The organism is Janthinobacterium sp. BJB426 (genome assembly GCF_002735705.1).
Taxonomy (GTDB): Bacteria; Pseudomonadota; Gammaproteobacteria; order Burkholderiales; family Burkholderiaceae_D; genus Janthinobacterium.
Genome location: NZ_PDZL01000012.1, coordinates 93,308 through 117,284 on the forward strand (window position 1 = coordinate 93,308; position 23,977 = coordinate 117,284).

The 23,977-nt window shown below is 61.0% G+C and carries 23 protein-coding genes; 13 read left to right on the forward strand and 10 right to left on the reverse strand.

The genetic code is table 11. The features are described 5' to 3' along the window. Positions 1–8: 8 nt before the first annotated feature. Genes nth through CSQ93_RS28935 form a run of 3 tightly spaced genes read right to left on the reverse strand, consistent with a single transcriptional unit; the run spans position 9 to position 1,701 of the window. Complete coding sequence (nth, locus tag CSQ93_RS18920; protein WP_099379363.1) at positions 9–656, reverse strand: endonuclease III; 648 nt, start codon at positions 654–656, stop codon at positions 9–11. After that, the gene (gene rsxB, locus CSQ93_RS18925) at positions 653–1,384 is read right to left on the reverse strand and encodes an electron transport complex subunit RsxB (RefSeq protein ID WP_099379364.1); all 732 of its coding nucleotides are present in this window, start codon (positions 1,382–1,384) and stop codon (positions 653–655) included. Before rsxB ends, nth begins: the two co-directional genes overlap by 4 nt. Continuing rightward, positions 1,381–1,701 (reverse strand): hypothetical protein, encoded by a 321-nt coding sequence (locus tag CSQ93_RS28935; RefSeq protein ID WP_158301286.1) that lies wholly within the window; start codon positions 1,699–1,701, stop codon positions 1,381–1,383. The genes rsxB and CSQ93_RS28935 overlap by 4 nt, the downstream gene beginning before the upstream one ends. A gap of 43 nt (positions 1,702–1,744) precedes the next feature. Between CSQ93_RS28935 and CSQ93_RS18930 the strand changes: the two genes are divergently transcribed. The 3 genes from CSQ93_RS18930 to CSQ93_RS18940 all read left to right on the forward strand — a co-directional run bounded on the left by CSQ93_RS18930 (position 1,745) and on the right by CSQ93_RS18940 (position 5,896). Then, a complete protein-coding gene (locus tag CSQ93_RS18930; RefSeq protein WP_099379365.1) occupies positions 1,745–2,485 on the forward strand; it encodes a substrate-binding periplasmic protein in 741 nt (246 codons plus the stop codon). Between the two features lie 126 nt (positions 2,486–2,611). Next, positions 2,612–5,176: a TonB-dependent receptor plug domain-containing protein gene (locus CSQ93_RS18935; protein ID WP_099379366.1), complete on the forward strand. Its 2,565-nt coding sequence runs from the start codon at positions 2,612–2,614 to the stop codon at positions 5,174–5,176. A 42-nt stretch (positions 5,177–5,218) separates the two neighbouring features. Continuing rightward, positions 5,219–5,896: a DOPA 4,5-dioxygenase family protein gene (locus tag CSQ93_RS18940; protein ID WP_099379367.1), complete on the forward strand. Its 678-nt coding sequence runs from the start codon at positions 5,219–5,221 to the stop codon at positions 5,894–5,896. A gap of 65 nt (positions 5,897–5,961) precedes the next feature. On the opposite strand, the gene CSQ93_RS18945 is transcribed toward CSQ93_RS18940, so the two are convergent. From CSQ93_RS18945 to CSQ93_RS18960, 4 genes are all read right to left on the reverse strand, one after another. After that, a complete protein-coding gene (locus tag CSQ93_RS18945; RefSeq protein ID WP_099379368.1) occupies positions 5,962–7,182 on the reverse strand; it encodes a polyhydroxyalkanoate depolymerase in 1,221 nt (406 codons plus the stop codon). A gap of 273 nt (positions 7,183–7,455) precedes the next feature. Then, positions 7,456–7,779: a ferredoxin FdxA gene (fdxA, locus tag CSQ93_RS18950; protein ID WP_034782458.1), complete on the reverse strand. Its 324-nt coding sequence runs from the start codon at positions 7,777–7,779 to the stop codon at positions 7,456–7,458. A 332-nt stretch (positions 7,780–8,111) separates the two neighbouring features. Then, entirely contained in the window at positions 8,112–8,399 is a 288-nt protein-coding gene (locus tag CSQ93_RS18955) for a protealysin inhibitor emfourin (protein WP_099379369.1), read from the reverse strand. A 97-nt stretch (positions 8,400–8,496) separates the two neighbouring features. Continuing rightward, positions 8,497–9,894: a hypothetical protein gene (locus CSQ93_RS18960; RefSeq protein ID WP_099379370.1), complete on the reverse strand. Its 1,398-nt coding sequence runs from the start codon at positions 9,892–9,894 to the stop codon at positions 8,497–8,499. Between the two features lie 200 nt (positions 9,895–10,094). Here CSQ93_RS18960 and CSQ93_RS18965 point away from each other — a divergent pair, with 200 nt between their 5' ends. From CSQ93_RS18965 to proX, 4 genes are all read left to right on the forward strand, one after another. Next, a complete protein-coding gene (locus tag CSQ93_RS18965; RefSeq protein WP_099379371.1) occupies positions 10,095–10,379 on the forward strand; it encodes a polyhydroxyalkanoic acid system family protein in 285 nt (94 codons plus the stop codon). A gap of 579 nt (positions 10,380–10,958) precedes the next feature. Beyond that, entirely contained in the window at positions 10,959–12,191 is a 1,233-nt protein-coding gene (gene proV / locus CSQ93_RS18970; RefSeq protein WP_099379417.1) for a glycine betaine/L-proline ABC transporter ATP-binding protein ProV, read from the forward strand. Next, positions 12,188–13,294 carry a glycine betaine/L-proline ABC transporter permease ProW gene (gene proW, locus CSQ93_RS18975; protein WP_099379372.1) on the forward strand — a complete coding sequence of 369 codons (1,107 nt, stop codon included), beginning with the start codon at positions 12,188–12,190 and terminating at the stop codon, positions 13,292–13,294. Before proV ends, proW begins: the two co-directional genes overlap by 4 nt. Positions 13,295–13,303: 9 nt before the next feature. Beyond that, entirely contained in the window at positions 13,304–14,362 is a 1,059-nt protein-coding gene (gene proX, locus CSQ93_RS18980) for a glycine betaine/L-proline ABC transporter substrate-binding protein ProX (protein ID WP_099379373.1), read from the forward strand. A 91-nt stretch (positions 14,363–14,453) separates the two neighbouring features. Here the strand turns inward: proX and CSQ93_RS18985 are convergent, their stop codons facing one another. From CSQ93_RS18985 to CSQ93_RS18995, 3 genes are all read right to left on the reverse strand, one after another. After that, positions 14,454–14,924 (reverse strand): GNAT family N-acetyltransferase, encoded by a 471-nt coding sequence (locus CSQ93_RS18985; protein WP_099379418.1) that lies wholly within the window; start codon positions 14,922–14,924, stop codon positions 14,454–14,456. A 47-nt stretch (positions 14,925–14,971) separates the two neighbouring features. Continuing rightward, positions 14,972–15,226 carry an acyl-CoA-binding protein gene (locus CSQ93_RS18990; RefSeq protein ID WP_034760268.1) on the reverse strand — a complete coding sequence of 85 codons (255 nt, stop codon included), beginning with the start codon at positions 15,224–15,226 and terminating at the stop codon, positions 14,972–14,974. Between the two features lie 199 nt (positions 15,227–15,425). Continuing rightward, positions 15,426–15,782 (reverse strand): FKBP-type peptidyl-prolyl cis-trans isomerase, encoded by a 357-nt coding sequence (locus tag CSQ93_RS18995; RefSeq protein WP_034760263.1) that lies wholly within the window; start codon positions 15,780–15,782, stop codon positions 15,426–15,428. A 197-nt stretch (positions 15,783–15,979) separates the two neighbouring features. Here CSQ93_RS18995 and CSQ93_RS19000 point away from each other — a divergent pair, with 197 nt between their 5' ends. From CSQ93_RS19000 to CSQ93_RS19025, 6 genes are all read left to right on the forward strand, one after another. Further along, a complete protein-coding gene (locus CSQ93_RS19000) occupies positions 15,980–16,951 on the forward strand; it encodes a YVTN family beta-propeller repeat protein (RefSeq protein WP_034760259.1) in 972 nt (323 codons plus the stop codon). A gap of 11 nt (positions 16,952–16,962) precedes the next feature. Further along, positions 16,963–17,805, forward strand: coding sequence for a polysaccharide deacetylase family protein (locus CSQ93_RS19005; protein ID WP_442778338.1), 843 nt, complete (start codon positions 16,963–16,965; stop codon positions 17,803–17,805). Next, entirely contained in the window at positions 17,802–18,842 is a 1,041-nt protein-coding gene (locus CSQ93_RS19010) for a sterol desaturase family protein (protein WP_099379374.1), read from the forward strand. The genes CSQ93_RS19005 and CSQ93_RS19010 overlap by 4 nt, the downstream gene beginning before the upstream one ends. Further along, entirely contained in the window at positions 18,842–19,669 is an 828-nt protein-coding gene (locus CSQ93_RS19015; protein ID WP_099379375.1) for an EI24 domain-containing protein, read from the forward strand. The genes CSQ93_RS19010 and CSQ93_RS19015 overlap by 1 nt, the downstream gene beginning before the upstream one ends. A 31-nt stretch (positions 19,670–19,700) precedes the next feature. Further along, positions 19,701–20,486 (forward strand): competence/damage-inducible protein A, encoded by a 786-nt coding sequence (locus CSQ93_RS19020; RefSeq protein ID WP_099379376.1) that lies wholly within the window; start codon positions 19,701–19,703, stop codon positions 20,484–20,486. A 364-nt stretch (positions 20,487–20,850) separates the two neighbouring features. Next, positions 20,851–23,967: a transglycosylase domain-containing protein gene (locus tag CSQ93_RS19025; protein ID WP_099379377.1), complete on the forward strand. Its 3,117-nt coding sequence runs from the start codon at positions 20,851–20,853 to the stop codon at positions 23,965–23,967. Positions 23,968–23,977 lie beyond the last annotated feature (10 nt).

Genomic DNA, 23,977 nt, shown 5'->3' on the forward strand with positions numbered 1-23,977 from the left:
GTGTGTTGTCAGACCACGGCCGGCATCGGCGACTTGTCCTTGTAATCGCACAGGTCGGCAATCATGCAGTTCCAGCACTGCGGCTTGCGCGCCGTGCATGTGTAGCGGCCATGCAGGATGAGCCAGTGGTGGGCATCGTGCAGGAATTCCTTGGGTATGAATTTCAGCAGCTTTTGCTCGACGATATCGACATTTTTGCCTGGCGCGATGCCGGTGCGGTTCGAGACGCGGAAGATATGCGTGTCGACAGCCATCGTCGGTTCGCCAAACGCCGTGTTCATGACCACGTTCGCCGTCTTGCGGCCCACGCCGGGCAAGGCTTCCAGCGAGGCGCGGTCGCGCGGCACTTCGCCGCCGTGCTGCTCCAGCAGGATCTGGCAGGTGGCGATGACGTTCTTCGCCTTGGTGCGGAACAGGCCGATGGTGCGGATGTAGCTGGCCAGCTCGTCCACGCCCAGCGCCAGTATCGTGGCTGGCGTATTGGCGACCGGATACAGCAAGCGGGTCGCCTTGTTGACGGACACGTCCGTTGCCTGTGCCGACAGCAGCACGGCGATCAGCAGCTCGAACGGCGTCGTGTATTCGAGTTCCGTTTTCGGGGAGGGATTGGCGGCGCGAAAGCGCGTAAAGATTTCCAGGCGTTTGGCAGCGTTCATGCGTCTTTTTTCGGGGTGGTGGGGGCTGGCTGGGCAGTATCCGTGCTGGCGGCAGCAGCCTTGGCGCGCGCGCGCTCCATGGCGGCGGCGATGATGGCGCGCTTGCGCTCCTTTTCCGCCTGTTCATCGGGCGTGACGGGCACTTCCTGCGTCACTTCGCGCATCTTGGCGACAGCCTTGGCGGCCAGGCGCGCTTCGTTTTCCTCTGTTTCGCGGCGCAGGCGCTGCGTGCGGAAATCATGGCGCGCGCGCGCATCGTCGGCGTCCATCTGGCTCCAGGCGTCCCAGCCCGTGGCGTCGCCGCTGACCGGGTACATGACGATGCAGTCGACGGGGCAGGGCGCCACGCACAGGTCGCAGCCCGTGCACAGATCGGTGACCACTGTATGCATCTGCTTGGCGGCGCCGACGATGGCGTCCACCGGACAAGCCTGGATGCACAGGGTACAGCCAATACACAGCGATTCATCGATATAGGCGACAGATCGCGGACGTTCGAGGCCGTTGACGGGATTGAGCGGGATGACTTTTTTGCCCAGCAAGCCGGCCAGGCGCACGATGCCTTGCGCGCCGCCCGGCGGGCACTGGTTGATGTCGGCGCTGCTGGCGGCAATCGCTTCCGCATACGGGCGGCAGCCGTTGTAGCCGCATTTGGTGCATTGCGTTTGCGGCAGCAAGTCTTCGATCTGGTCGGCAAGTGAGGGAGGGGCAGGGTGCGGCACGGTCATCTTCCACGGTAAAACGCCATTATCGGCCATCCGGCGCGTGCACAAGTAAAAACCTGTTTCGTGAGAGGGGATAACCAGCGCCATGACAGGCCTGTTGCAGGCGCGCCGCAATCGTATTTTATTTCCTCTAGGAATGTCAAAGTGCAAATAAACAACTTTGCAATTTCTTTTTTTTGTGGGAGCATGATTTTTATCAAGCTAGTGATAAAAAAGCCGACCGCCAGTCCTGTTGCCGCCTGCATTGCATGGTGCGCCAGGCCATAGGAGCCAAACATGCGTTTCCTCCGGACAGTTGGTTTGCCCTTCTGTTTGTTCATGCACTCTGCACTTGCCCTTGCACACGGGCAGGCTGCAGCGCCCATGGCGGCGTCGGGCGCTGCCAGCTCGCGCATCGTCCGCTTCGCGGCGGAAGATTGGCCGCCCTTTATTTCCCGCAGCCTACCGGCCGATGGCATGTCGGGCGCCATGGTCAGCGCCGTCTTCGAGCGTCTCGGCTATGCGGTCAGATATGAATATTTCCCCTGGAAGCGCGCCATGCAGTTTGGCCTGGCGAGTTCCCGCTATGCCGGGTTCCTGGCCGTGTGGCGCACGCCCGAACGGGAAAAACTCTGCCACTTTTCTGTGCCGGTTGGCGGCACGCAGGGTGTGCTGGCCTACCTGAAGGAAGATGGCGTGCCGGGCGCCAGCCTGGCCGACCTGGGCCCGCTGCGCATCGGCACCGTGGCCGGCTACTCGAATGGGGAACAGTTCGATGGCATGGTGGCGCGTGGCGAGCTGAAGACGGAGGAGGGCTTGAACGACGCGACGAATCTGAAGAAACTGTTCATCAAGCGTTACCGTGTGATCGTCATCGAGCGCCATGTGCTGCAGCACTTGCTGATGGGACGCAACTTCAGCAAGGCCGATCGGGAACGTATCGCCATCATCGATACCGTCTTCAAGGAGCGCCCCGTGCATGTGTGCTTCCAGCGTGATGCTGAAGGTGCTGCGCAGCAAAAACGCTTCAACGACGCGGCACGCGATATCGATACGGCCCGGCTGGAACGCGATTACTGGAAGCGCCTCGACCAGAGCCTGGCGACCGCCCCTGCCGCTCCCTGACACGGCGCGTCGCTGTTGTTAGTTGCCAAAACGAAATATCTAAATACGAAACCATTCGTTCTTGTTTGTTTGTCCATCCTTTAGTCTGCAGCCACTGTGTTGACGACTTTGAAAGGATGTTTTCGTATGCTGGAACTGATTCACAAGCCAGACCCCGTCCTCCGTTTGCGGCAACTGGCACACGCCGTCTCGGCGGCCGTGCTCGTGCTGGGAGCGCCTGGCGTGGCGCATGCGCAAGCGGCGCCGGATGGCGCTGGCGCGTTGGCCGCCGCGCCGTTTGACACCGTCATCGTCACGGGTGCACGCGGCACGGGCCGCACGGTGGCCAACAGCGCCGCGCCCATCGACGTGATCAGCGCGCAGCAATTGCAAGCCACGGGCAAGTTGAACTTGCTCGATGCGCTCGATACGGCCTTGCCATCGTTCAACTTGCCGGCCCGCGTGCAGCCCGACCTGGGCAGCATCGTGCGCGCGGGGCAGCTGCGCAACCTCGACCCCTCGCATACCCTGGTGCTGGTGAATGGCAAGCGCCGCCATACGACGGCCATCGTCAATGAGGATGGCTTTCCCGGTTCCGTCGCCACGGACCTGGCCCTGATTCCCACGGGCGCCATTGCCCGCGTGGAAATCCTGCGCGACGGCGCCTCGGCCATCTACGGTTCCGACGCCATTGCCGGCGTCATCAACATCATCCTGAAAGCGGATGACAAGGGCAGCTTCAGCACGCAACTCGGTTCCACCTACGCGGGCGACGGCACGAACGGTTCCGTGCGCATCGATGGCGGCACGCGCCTGGGCGAACACGGCTTTGCCCACTTCGGCGCCGAAGTCCAGCGCCAGGGCATCGCCGTGCGCAATTTCGGACTGAATCCCGCGTATCTGTCGTATCCGGCCGTGCGCAACAGCGATGGCCAGCCGGTGAAACTGGGAAGTAATAACAGCCTGCCGGCCGGCGCCTCGCCCAACCCGGCAGAAGCGAACCGCAACAGCAATCCGTGGCGCAATACGGGCGTGCCGCAAAGCACGACCGCCTCGCTCAGCGCCAACCTCGGCTATGACCTGTCGAACGAGGTGCAACTGTACGGCTTCGGCACGTATGCGCACCGCAATGCCCGCTCGGCGCAGAATTTCCGCCTGCCCAATACCATTTTCAATAACAACAAAGGCTTGCTGTCCGTGTATCCCGACGGCTTCACGCCGTATGAAACGACGAGTGAAAACGACTTTTCCTTGACGGGCGGCATCAAGGGCGAGACGGCGGGCTGGTCCTGGGACCTGAGCACGACGTATGGCCGCGACGATATCGACGTGGGCGTGGAGCACTCTGCCAATTACTCGCTCACTTATCCTGGCGGCAAGACGGATTTTGACATCGGCAATCAGCGCTACAGCCGCTCGACCACCAACGCCGATGTGCGCCGTCCCGTGCCGCTGGGCTTGAGCGAGCCGGCCGACCTGAGCCTGGGTCTCGAGTATTCGCATGAAACGCAGCAGCGCAGCCCGGGCGAACCCGCTTCCTGGCAGGGCAGCGGCTCATCGGCGCTGGCCGGCTACCTGCCCGTCGACGCGTCCGACACGGCGCGCCACAGCTATGCGGCGTACATCGGCCTGGGCACGAAACTGACGCCGCAATTGCTGCTCGACACGGCCTTGCGTGCCGAGAAATATTCAGATTTCGGCAGCAAGACGACGGGCCGTTTGTCCGCCCGCTATGACGTCACGCCCACGGTCGCCGTGCGCGGCACAGTCAGCAATGGTTTCCATGCACCGAGCCTGGTGACGCAATCGTATTCGAACACGTCCGACCATGCGGGCGTGCCGTATACCCTGGCGCAGCCGAACTCGGCCGCTGCGCGGGCACTGGGCGCGCAAGCATTAAAACCGGAAAAATCGACGAATCTGTCGGCCGGGCTGACCTTCAATCCTACGCCCACCTTGCGCCTGGCCGTTGACGCGTATCAAATCAAGGTCAGCGACCGCCTGGGTGTGTCGTCGAACATCGGCATCGACCGCAGTTCGGGCGTGGCGCTCGACGGCAGCGGCCGGCCGCTGACGGGGGCGCAAGCAACCGTCATTGAAAACCTGCTGCGCTCGGCGGGTTTGACGGTAGGCAATGGCCTCGTCGCGCATTACTTTGCCAACGTGGGCGACACGCGCACGCGTGGTATCGACTTGACGGCCGAAGATGTGCTGCGCGTGGCCGAGGGCAAGCTGCGCTGGACGGCGGCCGCGAATCTCAACCACACGAGCCTGGTCGGCAAGGCGGCCCTGCCGGCCGTGCTGCAAGGCTTGCCGAATATCGGCACCCTGAGCAAGTCGGCCGAGTACGACCTGCTGTACCGGGCGCCGCGCGACAAGGAAATCGTCACCCTGGCGTATGAAAAAGCCGGTTGGACATTCAACCTGCGCGAGACGCGCTACGGCAAGCTCAAGCGCCTGAACGCCATCACGGGCGGCGACTACCAGCTGAAAGCCGCCTTCGTGACCGATGTCAGCCTCGGCTACGACGTCAGCAAGCGCATCAACGTGACGGTGGGTGCCAACAATGTCTTCGACCAGAAACCGAGCCAGGTGCCGCGCGCAGCGCGCAGCGCCGCGAATCTGGCGCAATACACGGGTGCCTACGATAACTCGGGACCATTAGGCGTGCTGGGCGGCTATTACTACGCGCGCGCCACGGTGTCGTTCTGATTTGCCGTATCCCTCTATCGATCATCAACAACAGGAAATGCTATGCCTGACAACAATCAACACGCGGCCATCGACCTGGAATGGGCCAATCTCCTCTCGCCGCAACGCCGCACGGTCTTGCGCGGCGGCGGCCTGGTGGCGGCATTGGCCGCTTCGGGCCTGGCCGGCACAGCCCTGGCGCAGGAGGTAAAAACGGCGCGCGTAAAACCGGCACCCGGCAAGAGTCCGTGGGGCGAGCATACGGACACGGCGCCCACGCCGCGCCCCGCCAGCGTGCGGCCCGGCGAGGAAACCTTGCCGTCAAAACCGCGCGCCTACACGGATATCGAGAGCTATCACGCACATATCTATTTTGACGAAGACAGCTATCAAAAGGCGGCGCTGATACGTCGATGGGCTGCCGAGCGTTTCCAGATCGAGCTGGGCGACTGGAATCTGGAGCCGCGCGGCCCGCACGTGACGCCGTCGTTTTACTTTGGCTTCACGAATGATTTATTGCCCGTGATCGTGCCGTGGCTGCAGCTCAATAGCCTGGGCCTGACGATACTGATCCACCCGAACACGGAAGATCCGCGTGCCGACCACCTGTATTACGCGCTGTGGGTGAACCGTTCGCAACCCGTGAATGGCTATGCGATGAAGAAACCGGGGCCAGGCGAGCCGAGGGTCGAGCAGATCTTTGTCAATACGCGCCCGACGGTGAAAATCGAACGGGCATGAGCTGGGCATAAAAAAACGCCACGCCAGTGTGAGCTGGCGTGGCGTTTTGATGGATATGCCGTGTATTAGCCGTGTTTCTGGATGAATTCACCGATTTTCGGGCAAATGATCTCGCGCCAGCGGCGGCCCGAGAAGATGCCGTAATGGCCACATTTTGGCGCCACGAAATCTTGTTGCATCTCGGCAGGGATGCCCGAGCACAGGTCATGCGCCGCCTGCGTCTGGCCAGCGCCGGAAATATCGTCCAGCTCACCTTCCACCGTGAACAGCGCCACATTCGTGATGTCTTGCGGCCGCACCAGCTGGCCACCCACTTTCCACGTGCCCATCGGCAGGCTGAATTCCTGGAAAACCGTTTTAATGGTTTCCAGGTAGTACTCGGCCGGCATGTCCAGCACGGCGTTGTACTCGTTGTAGAACTGGCGGTGGCCTTCCGCCGGCTCGTCGTCGCCCGTCACCAGGTGCATATAGAACTCGCGGTGGCTTTGCGCGTGGCGGCCCGGGTTCATGGCGATGAAGCCTGCGTGCTGCAGGAAGCCCGGATACACCTTGCGGCCAAAGCCCGGGTAGTTCGGCGGCACCGCGTAGATCACGGTGTTTTCAAACCACGAGAATTTCTTTTCCGTCGCCAGGTTGTTCACTTGCGTGGGCGAACGGCGCGGGTCGATCGGGCCGCCCATCATCGTCATGGTTTTCGGCATGTGCGGATCTTTGGCCGTCGCCATCAGCGAGATGGCGGCCAGCACGGGCACGGTCGGTTGGCAGACGGAAATGACGTGCAAGTCAGGCGCCAGCAGGCGGATGAACTCTTGTACATAATAAATGTAGTCGTCCAGGTGGAACGGGCCTTCCGTCAGCGGTACCATGCGCGCGTCCGTCCAGTCGGTGATGTAGACATCGTGCTCGGCCAGCAAGCCGCGCACGGTATCGCGCAGCAGGGTCGAGTGGTGACCGGACAGGGGGGCAACCAGCAAAACTTTGGGCTGTTGCAAGCTAGTGGCTTCTTTTTTGAAGTGAATCAGGCGGCAAAACGGTTTTGTCACGACAACGTGTTCGCGGATGTCGACGCTCTCGCCTTGGACGAGAACGGATTGGATGTCGAATTGTGGTTTTTCGTAGTCTTTGCCAAGGCGGTACATCAGCTCGTAGCCGGCTGCGATGCGTTGCGAAAACGGGGTGTGGGCCAGTGGAGAAACCGGGTTGGTAAATAACTTGGAGGACATGTCTGCCCATTGCATCACCGGAGTGAGGAAGGAGCGTTGCAGTTCGTGCAGTTGGTAAAGCATATATAGTCCTTGTTTAATTCCAAGCGCCAATATCGGCTCAAATATCATAATCCAATTCTACGATATTTGTTGAGGACAAAATGTGCATTACCGCGCATAGGTCCACAGTTTGCGCTTTGGTGTGACAGCGCGCCACACTTGCGTGGATAGACCTGCAACGATGCTTTAAAAGCAAAAAAAGCAGCGTTTCCGCTGCTTTTTGTCTGTTTTTTTGCCGCCACGCCCTACGGAGAAGAGTCTCCCCGCCGGAACGGTCGCGGCATTGCCGTGCGTTTAGCGCACCAGCATGTCGAGCTTGTCCTTGACGTCCTTGAATTGCTCGGCTTCCGGCAAGGCCGCCTTCGTCTTGGTGATCGACGGCCAGTTACGGGCCAGGTCGACGTTGATCTTGATGAAGGCTTGCTGGTCGCCCGGCACGTCTTCTTCCGCGAAAATCGCGTTCACCGGGCACTCTGCCACGCAGACTGCGCAGTCAATACATTCGTCCGGATCGATCGCCAGGAAGTTCGGGCCTTCCCGGAAACAATCTACCGGGCAGACATCGACGCAGTCGGTATAGCGACAGGCGATGCAGGATTCGGTGACAACGTGGGTCATAACAGTCCTATCAATTTGGGGGGAGGTGCTGTAGCGCCTGCAGGAACCTCGGCGGCGCATACTAAAGCAAAGCATTGTATTTTAAGGCAATTCGCTATTTCTCACAAATCCCGCTTATATACAATACATATAAGCAAATTCATTTTTTGGCAGTGCCGTTGCCGCGCAGAGCGGGCAATTCAGCGACTATCCGGGACGTTGGCATGAAGAACGCGGCAAGAAAGCGACAGTCGCCCGATACTGCAAGGTGCAGGACGGGCGAGGCAGGGGCTTGTCGTGTGGTGTTTTTGTTTTACCCAAATCAAGATCGGTAAAAATAAGTGCCAGAACAATCAGGCGCTGGCGCGTATTTGCGTCAGCAACTGTTGCCAACGTGCATTTTCAGCACTGCCATCCTCGGCAAACGTGATGGTGCGGCGCGTAGTGGGTGCCTCGACGGTGATCTGCCAATGGGGGATATCGGCGCCCACCTGTTCGCCCGTGCCCTGCGGGTGCGTAAAGAAGCCGCTGCTGGCCAGTGCTGCTTCCAGTCCGGGGCCGGCCGGGTGCGCCTGCGTATCAATGTCGTACTGTTCGCTGAGGCCGGCAAAGCCGCCGCTGCTGCGGGCTGAAATTTTCATGCTGCTCCTTCTTGAGGACGGTGTTGGGAACGTGATGCGGCAGCCGTCGCCTGCGGCTGACTGCTGGCGGGCCTGCGGCGTAGGGCGTAAGGTGTATCTATCGGGGCGCGTAACTGCGGCACCAGGCTGCCAGCGCTTCGCGCTCCGCTTCCAGCAATTGATCCGATTCGCTGTATTCCGCATGGTTCATGGTACCGCAGCAGGCGCGCCTGTCTTGCACGGCGCCCTCGTCATCGACGATGCCTGCGGCAAAGGTCATTTGCCCATCCTCCGTCATGGCATTGTCCTTGAGCACTTCGCGCACGGTAAAACTGTTGCGGATGAAATCGAGGTAGCTGGTAAAGCCGTCGGCCTGCGCCAGGGTCAGCATCTGACCGGCCACGTCGGCGTACGTGGCAGCATGGTCGGGAGACGCCACCAGGGCGCGCAAGACCAGGCTGCGCAGGTAGTCGCCGCAGCGGTGCAGCACGGCCGCGTCGTCTTCCAGCTGGGGCTGGCGTTCATGCGCAAAGATGTCGGCCAGGATGTCGTAGATGGCGCCGGTAAACACTTGCGAGATGGCGTGCACTTCCGTGCCAGCCTCCGACAATTTGATGTCATTGTCGGCATTGCGCAAACCGTTCGGCCGGCCCAGCGCCAGGCCGAACTGTTCCGCCAGGTCGGCCAGGAAGGTTTTATCGTGCAGGTCGGACTTGGTTTGCGCGATGACGGCTTCGACCTGGTCCAGCTGCGACAGGGCCAGGAAGATGGCCGTCAGGTCGCCGAACGATTCGTGCAAGCCGCCCGTCTGCGGTGGATTATTGTTGAGCAGCCAATTCGGCTTGAGGCCGTCGAGGATGGCGTGTCCTGTTTCATGCGAGACGATGTCGAGCGAACGGCAGGTGTAGACGCGCTCGGTGGCGCCGCTGGGAATGAAGTCGCCGAACTTGAGGGCCTTGTCGCTGCGGCTGTAATAGGCATTCATGACATTGGGCAAGCCGTGCGGGAACACGCGCAGCGGTGCCGTATTGCTGGCGCTATTCCATTGCCAGGGCAGGGGCGGCGCCGTGTCGTTACTGGCCATCGCGCGTTGGTACATGGTGAGCGTCATGCGCACGATGGCAAACGTGTGCACGGCGTCGAACTGGTCGGTGTTGGGCGAGACGATGAAGTCGCCAAAGGCGTTCGGGCTGACCTGGGCGATGCCCGGCTCTCCAAACGTGATGCGCGCGTCGCGCGGGCCTTGCAAAGTCAGGCCGGGCAAGAAGGTCTTGCGCGTGCCCAGTTCGCTGACGGACGGGTCTTGTTTCCAGATCAGCACGCGCGAACCGACGGGCACGGCGGCCAAGTCGCGGGCCGTTGCCTCGGTCAGGCGCGGCCGACCCGGCTGCAGGGTCAGTTGCGCATTCTTGCGGTGCAGGCGGTAGGGCGCCGAGGGGGTAGGGACATAGCCGACGGGCAAGGACACGCATTTGGTCAGCACGGCTTCGACCGGCACGATGACTTTCTGGTCCATGGTAGCTCTCCAACACACTCGCAACTGGAATGGAGATAGTCGGCCTGCTTCGCTGGTTTCGGTTTGATGTGGCGCAAGCGCCGCGCAGGAAAGCGCGGGTTTTTCCATGTACCGGCGTTCCCCATGGCTGCGGCTGCCGCGTGGCGGCTGGTATGATGCTGGCCGTACGGCACCCGTTTTAATAATAAAAGGATTGTTTGATGGCGGATATAAATATAGTTCAGCAACATAAGCTGACAGCAGCAAAGGCCCGCGAAGCGGCGCAGCAAGTGGCCGACAAGCTGGCCCAGGAATATGACCTGGCGTGCGCCTGGGATGGCGACGTGCTGCGTTTCGAGCGCAGCGGCGTCGATGGGTCGTTGACCCTGGAAAAAGAGCAGGCGCAACTGCAAATCAAGCTGGGCTTCATGCTCAGCGCCTTCGCCTCCACCATTGAAGGCAAGATTGCCGAAAAGATGCGCAAGGTGTTTGCCGAGTCAGTTTGATGGCATTTCCCCCGCTTGTCTGGCGCCATGTTTGGTGCTAGGAACGTGTCGCAGTGATGGGCGAAAAGACGATGAAAACACATCGCTTTTCGCCTTTTTCACGTCTGACTGTACGCTGGCGAACATTGCTAGCACATTTCTATTTGGAAAGCCATTGGACTTTGGTGGCTTTTTGCGTTATACTTGAGTCATATTTACAACAGCTACACCGCGTTTCACCTTCTGCTTCGCAGTACTCTCCGCTCGCTGAGTGGTGAATAATTCTTCGGGTTTTACACCCGCATCCAGTTAAAAGTAGCTTGGTCGATTTTTTCGGTCAAATACATTTGGTGCCATGTATTTGCATGGCGCTAGCGTTGTTAAAAGTCCTGAACCACAGCCTCTTTTAGCACGCACACGGCACCCCGGCACCGGCTTTGGCCATCCGCTGGTCATTGCGTGTCACCCCCTGTTACCTGTCGCTCCCGTGCGCTTTTTGCGCCGTGGCGTAGCCGACGCAACAGGGTTTGCTGATTCCCGCCGCAAGCTAGCAGCTTGCTGGGTTTCATTCCATTCGTCAAATCGAGGGAGAACCACATCGTGGCAAAACAAATTATTATCGACCATGTGTTCAAAGTGTTCGGCGACAAGCCAGAAGAAGCACTTGAACTCGTCCATCAGGGCGCCAGCAAGCAGGATATCCTGGCCAAGACCGACTGCACCATCGGCGTTTTCGACGCCACCTTTACCATTGAAGCGGGCGAGATTTTCGTCATCATGGGCCTGTCCGGTTCGGGCAAGTCGACCCTGGTGCGCATGCTGAACCGCCTGATCGAGCCGACCGCCGGCCGCATCCTGATCGATGGCAACGACATCAATACCTTGCCTGACGCCCAGTTGCGCGCCCTGCGCCGCAAGGACATCAGCATGGTGTTCCAGTCGTTCGCGCTGTTGCCGCAAATTACCGTGCTCGACAACACTGCCTTCGGCATGGAACTGGCCGGCATGCCCAAGGCCGAGCGCCATGCGCTGGCCCAGCAAGCGCTGGAACAGGTGGGCCTGGACGGCTACGGCGCCAGCTATCCCGACGAATTGTCGGGCGGCATGCAGCAGCGCGTGGGCCTGGCCCGTGCGCTGGCGTGCGATCCATCGATTTTGCTGATGGATGAAGCGTTTTCCGCGCTCGATCCGATTATTCGTACGGAAATGCAATCGGAACTGCTGCGCTTGCAGCAAATCAAGCGCCGCACCATCGTCTTCATTTCGCATGACCTCGACGAAGCCATGCGCATCGGCGACCGCGTTGCCATCATGAAAGACGGCCACGTGGTGCAAGTGGGCACGCCGGAAGAAATCCTGCGCAAACCGGCCAACGATTACGTGCGCAACTTCGTGCGCGGCGTCGATGCGGCGGCCGTATTCAAGGCCAGCGATATCGCCCGCAAGAGCCAGATCGTCGTGTCCGAGTCGCCGAGCCGCGGTTCGCGCGCCGCGCTGTCGATGCTGGAAGAGCAGGATCGCGCCTTTGCGTATGTCGTCAATCCGCAGCGCAAGTTCCTCGGTGTCGTTTCGGCCGATTCGCTGCGCAGTGCGCTCGACGGCCATGTCGGCCCGCTGGGCCTGGCGCATGCCTATCTGCCCGACGTGCAGACCATCAATGCAGATGAGCCAGTCGCCGGCCTGTTCGGCCAGGTGGCGCAACTGCCTTACGCCGTCCCTGTGGTGGCCAATGACGGTAGCTTCCGCGGCGCCATCAGCAAGACAACCTTGCTGAAGTTCCTCGACCGCGACACGCCAGCCATAGCCGAACAACAACAGAAAGGACAAGCATGAACCCAAGCACCGTTTCCACAGTAGAAGCTGTTGTTGAACAGCCAGCCGCGCAAATCAATCCCTGGGCGCTGACGCCGCCGACCGACGCCAGCACTGCCTGGCTGGACGCCGCCGCGCCTGCCGTGCAGCCGGAACATGCGACCGGCTTTCACCTGACGCAGATTTTCGACGGCTCGCTGCCGCTGGAAAGCTGGATCAACCAGGGCCTGGGCTGGGTTGTCGCCCATTTCCGCCCTTTCTTCCAGGCAGTGCGCGCGCCGATCGATAGCACCCTGAACGGCGTGGAAGGCGTGCTGCTGGCGGCGCCGTCGCTGACGGTGATCGCCATCATCGGCTTGCTGGCGTGGCAATTTACCAGCCGCACCCTGGCCGTCGGCACCGTGCTGGCGCTGCTCGTCGTGTCGATGCTGGGCATCTGGCCCGAAGCCATGACGACCTTGTCGCTGGTATTGACGTCGCTGGCCTTCTGTCTGGCCATCGGCTTGCCGCTGGGTATTTTCCTTGCCAGCAGCGACCGCGCGCAGAATATCCTGCGCCCCCTGCTCGACGCCATGCAGACGACGCCTGCCTTCGTCTACCTGGTGCCCGTGGTGATGCTGTTTGGTATCGGTAATGCGCCAGGCGTGATCGTGACGATCATCTTTGCCCTGCCGCCGCTGGTGCGTCTGACCAACCTCGGTATCCGCCAGGTGCGTCCCGACCTGATCGAAGCGGCGCGCGCCTATGGCGCCTCGCCGTGGCAATTGCTGACCCGCGTGCAGTTTCCGCTGGCCATGCCATCGATCATGGCCGGTATCAACCAGTCGCTGATGCTGTCGCTGTCGATGGTCGTGATCGCCTCGATGATCGCCGTGGGTGGCCTGGGCCAGATGGTATTGCGCGGCATTGGTCGCCTGGACATGGGCCTGGCAACTGTCGGCGGCCTGGGCATCGTGCTGCTGGCCATCACCCTGGACCGTTTGACGCAAGCGATGGGCCAGCCACGCCGTGGCGTGCGCCACTGGTACCAGACGGGCCCTGCCGGTTTCGTGCTGCGCCTGGTGCGCGGCAATGCACAGAAAAATAATGTTGAACAGCAAGCCACGCTGGCCAACGCACAATAAAGGAACCACATGCATCAAATTGACAATTTTAAAGTGACGCAAAAATCGCAACGCAAGTTCCAGCTGTTTTCCGCCCTGGCGATCGCCGCCATGGCCCTGACCACCAGCCTGGCCATGGCGCAGACGCCGGCCGTGGCCGCCGACGCCTTGCCCGGCAAGGGCGTCAAGGTGCAGCCGCTGCAAAGCTCGATCGCGGAAGAGACCTTCCAGACCATGCTGGTCGACAAGGCGCTGGAAAAGCTCGGCTATGAAGTGCAGCCGATCAAGGAAGTGGAATATCCGACGGCGCATATCGCCATTGCCAACGGTGATGCCACCTTCATGGCCGTGCACTGGGATCCGATGCACAAGGATTTCTATAACAATGCGGGCGGCGACGCCAAGCTGTTGCGCACGGGCCAATACGCCGGTCCTGCCGCACAAGGTTATCTGATCGACAAGGCCACGGCGGAAAAGTACAACATCACGAATATCGACCAGTTGCGCGATCCCACCCTGGCCAAACTGTTCGACCATGACGGCGATGGCAAGGCCGACTTGACGGGTTGCAACCCTGGCTGGGGCTGCGAAGCGCTGATCGAGAACCACATGGATGCATACAAATTGCGCAAGACGGTGACGCACGTGCAGGGCAGCTATGCGGCCCTGATCGCCGACACCCTGGGCCGCTACAAGCGTGGCGAACCGATCCTGTATTACACGTGGACGCCATACTGGGTCAGCGGCGTGCTGGTGCCGGGCAAGGACGTGGTCTGGCTGAAAGTGCCGTTCTCGGCCAATCCGGACAAGGTGAATACCCGCCTCGACGATGGCAGCGATTACGGTTTTGCCGTCAACACGGCGCGCATCGTGTCGAACAAGGCCTGGGCGGAGAGCAACCCGGCCGCGGCCAAGCTGTTCGAAGTGATGCAGTTGCCGGTGGCGGACATCAATGCGCAGAACGAGCGCATGCGCCGCGGCGAAAACACGCAAGCCGATATCGCCCGCCATACGGCTGGCTGGATCAAGTTCCACCAGCAAACATTTGACGGCTGGATCGCGCAGGCGCTGGCGGCGGCAAAAAAGTAAATTGCGGCTGATACCGGCGTAAAAAAAGTGGCTACCGATTCGGTAGCCACTTTTGCATTTACGGCCTGTTTTTGTGGTTTTTGGTGAGTTTTTAGCCGTTTTCGGCCAGTTTCAGGTGCAAAATGGGGAAAGGCTTGCCGAACGGGTCAAGCGGCGAGCGGTTTTCCACGATAAAGCCCAGGTGGCGGTAAAAGCCATGCGCCTGCGTGTTGTGTTCGTTGACATCGACTGCCGTGGCTTTCAGGCTGGCGATGGCGAACTGGACCAGCGCGCGGCCGGCGCCGCTGCCACGCCGGTCCGGATGCACGAACAGCATTTCGATCTTGGCGTGCTCGACGCACAGGAATGCATAGGCGACGCCGTCATCCGCGCGCAGCACGTGCAGCAGGCGTTCGGCCGTCACTCTGGCCAGCTCTTCGCGTACGAAGGGCATCAGGAAGGCGATATCGCTATCGGCGAGGAAATCGTGGGTGGCGCGTACGGACAGGTGCCAGACGTCGAACAAGCGGGGCAGGTCGTCGGCATGCGCCAGCGAAACCTGGGAAATCAGTGATGGTGTCATGCAGAAATTATACTGCCCCGACAGGCGCCGGGGCAAGGGAGGGACGATCAGTCCTTCAAGTCTTCGATCAGGTCGATGTATTGCTGTTGCGCATCTTCCTTCGAGGTGCCGGCCAGGGCCGCCCAGGCGTCGAACTTGGCGCGGTTGACGAAGTCGGTCATGCCAGGACGCTCGCCCGTGGCGTCGCCGCTCGACGCTTGCTTGAACAAGGCGTAGATTTTCAACAAGGTCATATTGTCCGGACGCTCGGACAGGGTCTTGGAATCGAGCTGCGCTTGTTCGAATTGCTCTTGTAAACTCATGATGGCTCCTGTGTGCTGATGGAATCGCTGGAAAAGTGCGGCAGGCCCGGCGGAGTGGCCACCGTGCGTGCTGCAGTGCCTGACATCATAGTGAAAAAAGCGTGCCGTGCATTAGAGGACACACTCAAAACAAAAACGCCGCCGCTGCGTGAACAGGGGCGGCGCCGGTACAGTCGCTTCAGCGCTGCGCAGTCGGTGCTTATACGCCCAGCAGTTCGACGTCGAAAATCAGGGTGGCGTTCGGTGGAATCACGCCGCCGGCGCCGCGTGCGCCATAGCCCAGTGCTGCAGGGATGATCAGCTGGCGCTTGCCGCCCACTTTCATGCCTTGTACGCCTTCGTCCCAGCCTTGAATGACGCGGCCGGCGCCCAGCGGGAATTCGAATGGGTCGTTGCGGTCCTTGCTCGAGTCAAATTTCGAACCGGCGCTGCCGTCGTCGTTCTGCAGCCAGCCCGTGTAATGCACGACAACATTGTTGCCGGCTTGCGCTTCAGCGCCTTCGCCAACGACGGTATCGATGTATTGCAGGCCGGAAGCGGTAGTGGTGGTGGTCATGATAATCCTTGTGTAGGCGATGAAAGCTTCAGATTGTAGAGCAATGAGTTGCAAAGCGCCATTCCAGGCCCGGCACAGGGAAAAAACGGAAATTATGGTGATGTGTGGCTGCCGGCAGCATTTAAGGGGGGATTTCACACAATAAATACAGTGTTCCACGTAAAATGCATGTTTTGTATTTAACAGTGATTTCTTCCATGTTCCGCAGTCTACGCCGCCTTGTTTTTTCCTCGCTGTGCCTGGTTTCCGCAATATCGACGGCGCAAGCCGAAGTGGTGGTGGTGCTCAATTCCCGTGATGCCACGGTGCAACTGCTGGACCAGAAAACGTATGCTCCCCTGTCCACCTTTGCCGTCGGCAAGGAACCGCACCATTTGATGGAAACGCCGGACGGCAAGTCGCTGATCGTCGCCAGTTCTGTCGGCAACGAACTGATCTTCCTCGACCCTGTGTCGGGCCAGATCCAGCGCCGTATCAGCAATATCCTCGACCCGTATCAGATCGGCTTTTCGCCGGACCAGAAGTGGTTCATCTCGAACTCGCTGCGCCTGGACCGCATCGACCTGTACCGCTACGACGGCAAGAACCTGACCCTGGCCAAGCGCATCCCGCTGCCAAAGTTGCCCAGCCACATGGCGTTCACGGCCGACAGCACCATGGCCTTCATCACGCAGCAGGGCAGCAACCAGGTCAGCGCCATCGACCTGGCCACGCAAACCGTCAAATGGACCATGCCTGTCGGTCCCGCGCCGGCCGGTATCACGATGACGCCCGATGGCAAGCATTTGCTGGTCGGCATCATGGGCAGCGATTACGTGGAAGTGATCGACTGGCGCACGCAAAAGACCGTCAAGCGCATCAAGGCGGGCGCCGGCACGCATAATTTCCGCGCGCTCGGTGACAACCGCATGACGTTCGTCTCGAACCGCGTGTCGAACACGATCAACATCATCGACCAGCAAACCCTGGAAAACGTGGGCACCATCAATGTGCCGGGCGGCCCCGATTGCATGGAAATCACGCCCGATGGCAAGACCATGTGGGTGACCTTGCGCTGGATCAAGAAAGTAGCCGTGATCGATTTGACCACGCGCAAGGTGATCAAGACCATACCGGTGGGCCGCTCGCCCCATGGCGTGTATTTCGCCACCCACTCGCCACGCATGTGATGGCGGGTGTGATGATGAAACGCCTCACTTTCGTGGGTCACGTGCCCGCCATGCTGCTGTGCGCCGGCGCCATGCTGTCGTCCGCGCATGCCGCCGCACCGGTGCCAGCGGCACCAACCCCGGCCGCATCTTCGACCCCGGCCGCTTGCAAGGGCACCATCTACATGACCTTCGACACGGGCAGCCAGTCGCAAGCGCAGCTGATCGCCGACGTGCTGAATCAGCGCCATGTGAAGGCAACCTTCTTCCTGGCCAATGAAAAGACCACGCGCGGTGACTATTCGCTCGATGCCTCGTGGGCGCCGTACTGGAAAGCCCGTGTCGCCGAAGGCCACGCATTTGGCACGCATACGTTTGACCACGTGTACTGGAAGAAGGATCTGGCCAACGGCTTGATTCAGGTCAAGCCCCAGTTCGGCAAGGATGGCGGCAAGCTGGCTTCCTTCACCGATAAGCAGTTCTGCGAGGAATTGCGCCGCGTCGATACGCGCTTCCAGGAGTTGACCGGGCACAAGCTTGACCCGTTCTGGCGCGCGCCGGGCGGCTACACGTCGCCGCGCACCCTGGCGGCCGGCAGCGCCTGCGGCTACCAGCATGCGGGCTGGGCGCCGGCCGGGTATTCTGGCGATGAACTGCCCAGCGACAAGTATCCGAACGCCATGCTGCTGAAAAAAGCCCTGGCGAACTTGCGCAGCGGCGACATTTTCATTGCGCACATGGGCATCTGGTCGCGCAAGGAGCCGTGGGCTCCGGCCAACCTGGACGCCTTGATTTCCGGCCTGCAAGACAAGGGGTTCTGCTTTGCCACCCTGCGCGAGCATCCTGCCTACGCGCAGAAGAAGGGCCAGCCATGATCGCCGCCGATATCCTCGGCTACGTCACGCCCGTCATCGACACGGTGGTCGACGCTTTTGGCGCGGCGCAAGGCTGGCTGTTCCAGACCATCGTCAATCCGCTCGTGTATCACCTGGGCTTTGGCGAATTCACGGAAGAAGCGTTCGAGGGCACGGAGTGGCTGCTGATCGGCCTGTGCGAACTGGTGCTGCTGTTTCTCGTGCTGCGTCCGCTCGAAGCCTTGATTCCCGCGCAAAAGATGACGGATCCGCGCGCGCGCTGGAACGATTTCATTTACACGGTGCTGCACCGCATCGGCCTGTTTTCTGTCGTGGTCTTCTTCACGCTCGATCCGCTGATGGATGCATTGGCGGGCGCCTTGCGTTTCGACAATATTCATCCCTTGAACCTGGAATCGCTGTTGCCCGGCATCAGTCCCTTGCTCAGTTTTATCATTTATTTTGTCATTCTGGATTTTGTCGACTATTGCTACCACCGGGCCTCGCACCATTTCGGTTGGTGGTGGGGCTTGCACAGCCTGCATCACAGCCAGCAAAACATGAACTTGTGGAGCGATGACCGCAACCACTTGCTCGATGACTTCCTGCGCGACGTGGTGATGGCCCTGGTGGCGCTCGGTATCGGCGTGCCGCCGGGACAATACGTGTTGCTGGTGTCGATTTCGCGCATTCTGCAAAGCTTGCAGCATGCGAATGTGAGGATACACTTCGGCCGCATCGGCGAGCGGCTCTTGATCTCGCCCCGTTTCCATCGCACGCACCACGCCATCGGCGTGGGGCACGAGTCGAAGGGCAAGGGCAGCATGGGTGGTTGCAACTTCGGCGTCGTCTTGCCGATTTGGGATATGCTGCTGGGCACCGCGAATTTCTCGGCGGGCTATGCGCGCACGGGCGTGCGCGACCAGCTGGCCCGCATCGACAGCAATGGCGTGGGCCGGCCGGGACGCCACTATGGCCGCGGTTTCTGGCAGCAGCAATGGCTGGGCCTGCGCCGCATGGTGGAATTTGCAAGAGTTAAACGAAAAGGACGCCGTTGATGCGCAATGTGTTGAATTCGTATGGCCGTGCCTTGCTGTCGCAATTGCATGGCAGGATATTGCTGCTGAGCGTGGCGCCCTTCATCCTCTCGCTGATTCTGTGGGGCGTACTGCTGAAGTTTGGCCTGCAGCCGCTGATCGACAGCCTGCATGCGCAGTTCACGCAGTACGACTTCTTCCGCACCAGCGGCCAGGTGCTGTCCACCTTTGGCTTGGATAAGCTGAAAACCGTGATCGTGCCGCTGATCGCCATGTTCATGCTGCTGCCGCTGATGATCCTGACGGCGCTGATCTTCATGGGCCTGTTCGCCATGCCGGCCATCGGCCGCCATATTGGCGGACGGCACTTTCCCGAGCTGGAAAAAAAGCATGGCGGCAGCCTGCTGGGCAGCGTCGCCACCTCGCTGGCCACGTTTTTGCTGTTTATCCTGGTCTGGGTGCTGATGCTGCCCCTGTACGCGTTTCCGCCGGCCGCACTGGCGGGGCAGGCCGTGCTGTGGGGCTGGCTGACGTACCGCGTGATGGCGTACGACGCCATGGCCGACTACGCCAGCGCGGAAGAGCGCCACGCCATCATGCGCGAGCAGCGCTGGCCCCTGCTGGCCATCGGCATGGTGTCCGGCGCGGCCGGCGCCGTGCCGAGCATGCTGTGGATGGGCGGCGTGATGGCGGTGGTGTTCTTCCCCTTCCTGGCGGCGTTCGCCATCTGGCTGTATGTGCTGATCTTTATCTTTACGGGTTTGTGGTTCCAGTATTACTGCCTGGAAGCACTGTCGCGTTTGCGGGGCGTACGCGGCATGACCGACGTGGCGCCGGCCGACGCCTGACCATTATTATCGAATTCTACGAGGGAGCTTCATGGCTATCGGATTGATCATCATCGGCGACGAAATCCTGTCGGGCAAGCGCACGGACCAGCATTTCCCGAAAGTAGTACAAATGCTCAAGGCGCGGGGCTTGCAGCTGAGCTGGGCGGAATACGTGGGCGACGAGCCGGCCCGCCTGGTCGCCTTGCTCAAGCGCAGCTTTGCCAGCGGCGACATCGTCTTCAGCTTTGGCGGCATCGGCGCCACGCCGGACGACCATACGCGCCAGGCGGCCGCCGATGCGCTGGGCTTGCCACTGGTGCTGCATCCGCAGGGCAAGGTCAATATTCAGCAACGCATCACGGAAATGGGAGCAGAGGCGGGCGTGCCGGCCGATTTGAACTCGCCGGAAAACCTGCACCGCCTGAAAATGGCGGAATTTGTCGAAGGCGCCGAGCTGATTCCGAATCCGTACAACAAGATTGCCGGCTTTGCCGTGCGCGAGCATTACTTCGTGCCGGGCTTTCCCGTCATGTCCTGGCCCATGATCGAGTGGGTGCTCGACACGCATTACAGCCATTTGTTCAACCAGGTGCCGCACGCGGAACATGCCTTGCTCGTGTATGAAACGGCCGAATCCCTGCTGACGCCGCTGATGGTGCGCCTGGAGGCAGAGTTTCCGCTGATCAAGGTATTCAGCCTGCCCAGCGTGGGCGATGCGCAGACGCGCCGGCATATCGAACTGGGTGTCAAGGGCGAGCCTGCGCAGGCTGAAGTCGCCTTCGCGCAGATGTGCGCCGCACTCGATACCTTGCAGGCTGAATACGCCACCATCTGAGCTGCCGCCAGCCCGGCGCCGGCGGCTTTTTCGCCGGCGTCCAGCCCGCCATGCATCTATGTACGCAAGCGTACATTCCAAGACGTTGTTTTTTTGCGAAAATCTTCAATGAAGCAAGATTTTTGTGTGCGCTCGTCAGTCGTTCTCATGCCGATGTGGTGGAATGGTGAACAGGGGCCTTGCGTGTCAAACGCGGGGTCGCCTGCCTGTGCAGTAACGTGTTCTTTTGATTCACCGGTATGGACATCATGTTAAGCAAGCTTTGTTGTGACCGGCCCTGGCTGGCCCTCGTCTTATCCCGCGCGGAGCGGTATCGCTACCGCATTTCCCGCGCCGTCCAAACCCAACCTTATCCCAGCATCCCATGAAAGACACAGGCGTCAATCTGGCCGCGCAAGAGCGGCCCCCTTCTGATCCAGCTGCCGAGGCGCCGCCGCCGGCGAGCCCGCCGAAGAAGCGCCGTTCGCGCATCTGGCCCATCTTTGCCATTATTCTGCTGGCGCTGATCGCCGGCGTGGCGTGGTTCGTCATGCGCGAAGTGCGCACCTCGGCCCTGCAGGCAGAGTTTTTCACGCGCCTGGATCGCCAGCTGGCGTTCAAGGTCGAGCCTGGCCCGGCACCGGCGGGCGCCATCCGCTATCCGCAGCACGGCCCCTATGACGAGCGGCTCGGCTATGCCAGCTTGCCAGATTTTATTAGCAAGCTGAATGCGCGCGACTATGCCGTGACGGCGCAGGCGCGCATGTCGCCGAAAATGGTGCAACTGGTCGACCGGGGCATCTTTGCCACGTATCACGAGAAAAACCGCGCCGGTCTGACCATCCTCGATTGCCGCGCCGCACCGCTGTTCGCGGCCAGTTATCCCGAGCGCATGTTCGATGGCTTCGCCGAAGCGCCGCCCGCGCTCGTGCAAAGCCTGCTGTTCATCGAAAACCGTGAATTGCTGGACCCGGGCACGCCCGAGCGCAATCCCGCCGTGGAGTGGGACCGCCTGAGCAAGGCCGTTCTCGACAAGGCGCTGAACCTGTTTGGCGGCCACCGCGGTGGCGGCGGCAGCACCCTGGCCACGCAGATCGAAAAGTACCGCCATTCGGAAGACGGGCGCACCAGTTCCATGCAGGACAAGCTGATGCAAATGATTTCGGCCAGCCTGCGCTCCTACCAGGATGGCGAAAACACCATGGAAGCGCGGCGCAAGATCGTCGTCAATTACCTCAATACCGTGCCGCTGTCGGCAAAGAGCGGTTTTGGCGAAGTCAACGGCATTGGCGACGGCATGTGGGTCTGGTATGGCCGTCCGTTTGCCGAAGTGAAAACTTTGCTCAATGGTAATATGGACCAGCCGGGTAGTGCGCTGGCCTACAAGCAGGCGCTGAGCCTGCTGATCGCGCAGCGCCGTCCCTCGCATTACCTGGTGGCCGGCGGCGCCGACCTGGAAGAATTGACCAACAGCCATCTGCGCCTGCTGGCGCAAGCGGGCGTGATCTCGCCGCAGCTGCGCAATGCGGCCATCGCCGAGAAGCTGCGCCCGTCGACGGCGTCTGGCGTGCAATCGGAGGCATCGACCTCGTTCGTCACGCGCAAGGCCTCGAATGCCGTGCGCAACCATCTGGCCAGCATGCTCGGTGATCCGCGCTTGTACAACCTCGACCGCCTGGACCTGAAAGTGGTCAGCACGCTCGACGCGCAGGCGCAAAACGCCGTCACCAAGGTCTTGCGCGAGCTGCGCGACCCGGAAGTGGCGAAAGCGGCCGGCCTGACGGGCAAGGGTATGCTGGGCAATGGCGACCCGGCCAACGTGGTCTACAGCTTTACCTTGCTGCAAAAGGGCGACCAGGCCAACTTGCTGCGCGTGCAGACCGATAACTACGACCAGCCGCTCGACATCAACGAAGGCGCCAAGCTGGACCTCGGTTCCACGGCCAAGCTGCGCACCCTGGTGACGTACATGGACATCATCGACCAGCTGCACCAGCGTTACAGCGGCATGGGCGCTGCCGAGCTGGGCAAGATTGCCGTCGATCCGAAGGATCTGCTGTCGCAGTGGGCGATTGCCTACCTGAAACCGTTGGCACTCGGCGAGGCGCGCAACCTGCCCTCCATGCTGGCGGCCGCCATGGAACGCAAATATTCGGGCAACCCGGGCGAAGGCTTCTTCACGGGTGGCGGCTTGCATCATTTCGGCAACTTCTCCAAGCTCGACGACAGCCGCATCATGACGGTGCAGCAGGCGCTGCGCCAGTCGACCAACCTGGTGTTCGTGCGCCTGATGCGCGACGTGGCCCGCTACTACATGTTCTCGCGTCCCGATTCCTCGGCCTCGCTGCTGGCGGACGCGGACGATCCGCGCCGCGCCCAGTACCTGAGCCGTTTTGCCGACAAGGAAGGGCGCGAATTCCTGCACCGCTTCTATCAGAAGTACCGCGGCAAGAGCGTCGACGAGCAGGAAAAAATCCTGTTGGCCAGCATCCGCCCGACGCCCGTGCGCCTGGCAAATATCTTCCGCACCGTCAATCCGAAGGGAACCGTCGCGGAATTCGGCGATTTCCTCAATGCCAACTTGACGTCGCAAAACGAAGTACCGCCCGAGCGCGTCGCCAAGATGTACCAGCAGTACGCGATGGAAAACTGGTCCTTGGCCGACCGCGGCTATCTGGCCAACGTGCATCCGCTGGAACTGTGGATGGTGGCGTACCTGCGCCAGCATGAAGGCTCCACCCTGTCGCAGATGGTGGCGGCCAGCGAGAAGGAACGCCAGGAAGTCTATAAATGGCTGTTCAATACGCACCGCAAGCATGCGCAGGACCGCCGCATCGCCAACTTGCTGGAAGTGGAAGGTTTCCTGGAAATCCACCGCCAGTGGAAGAAGATGGGCTATCCGTTCGACTCGCTCGTGCCGTCTTACGCGACGACCTTGGGCGCCTCGGCTGACCGCCCTGCCGCGCTGGCCGAGTTGATGGGCATCATCATCAACGATGGCGTGCGCAAACCGAGCGTGCGCATCGATTCCATGCATTTTGCCGCCAACACGCCGTATGACACCATGGTCAAGCGGGGCACGAAGGTGGAAGCGGAGCAGGTGCTGTCGCCGGACGTGGCACGCGCCGTCGCCAAGGCCATCCGCGAAGTGGTGTCGGACGGTACGGCGAAACGGGCGAAGACGGCATTTGTCGGCGCCGACGGCGTGCCGATCCCCATGGGCGGCAAGACGGGTACGGGCGACCAGCGTTTCGACGTGTATGGCGCCGGTGGCCGCCTGATCGAGTCGCGCTATGTGAACCGTTCGGCCACGTTCGTCTTCAATATCGGCGAGCGCTTCTATGGCAGCATGACGGCGTATGTGCGCGGGCCGGAATCGAAAAACTACGATTTCACCAGCGCCTTGCCCGTGCAACTGCTGGTGTCGCTGGCGCCGAGCCTGATGCCGCTGATCGAGCCGCCCGCGCCGGCCGAAGGCGTGGCGAAGCAATGTACGAATTAAATCGTTGCTG